This window comes from Burkholderia sp. JPY481 (genome assembly GCF_038900515.1).
Taxonomy (GTDB): Bacteria; Pseudomonadota; Gammaproteobacteria; order Burkholderiales; family Burkholderiaceae; genus Paraburkholderia; species Paraburkholderia youngii.
On the sequence record NZ_JAYMRT010000139.1, the window covers coordinates 1 to 488 of the forward strand.

Annotated in this window: 1 protein-coding gene; it reads right to left on the bottom strand. The window is 60.7% G+C overall.

The window, feature by feature from the left end; genetic code table 11:
• Window positions 1–90: 90 nt before the first annotated feature.
• Window positions 91–488, bottom strand: a 398-nt coding sequence (locus VSR82_RS40035; RefSeq protein ID WP_498858930.1) for a transposase, incomplete at its 5' end; no start/stop codon positions are given.

Consider the following 488-nt stretch of genomic DNA (forward strand, 5'->3'; position numbering starts at 1 on the left):
TGCCGGGCTATGCGACCGGCGGCTTCTTTTTGCCATCTTTGGGTTCCTTTTGCTGGTCCCTATGACCAGCTCAGGCCCCGACCGTTCCACTTACCGACCTTGTCCGAAATTCCGGCGCCACCTCTCATGGTCCGCCTGAAAGGGCTGATTTCGTATCAGCATGGCCCACGCCGTGCATTCTTTGCCGCGAGCGCCAGCAGCGATTTTTTTGTGCTGGCGACGACACAGTTTCAACACCCAGGAATCGGCCATTTCGGGTTTGCTCGCTGCCATACGAGTAACCGCGCGGGCGCCGTGAATCAGAAGTGTTCGTAATGCCGTATCGCCGCGCTTGCTGATGCCCAGCAGACGCGGCGTGCCACCCGAAGAATGCTGACGCGGCACCAAACCCAGCCATGCAGCAAGTTCGCGGCCGCTGCGAAAAGATCCGGCGTTGCCGATCGAGGCTGCAAGGGCCGACGCGGTAAGTGGCCCGATCCCGGGTATTG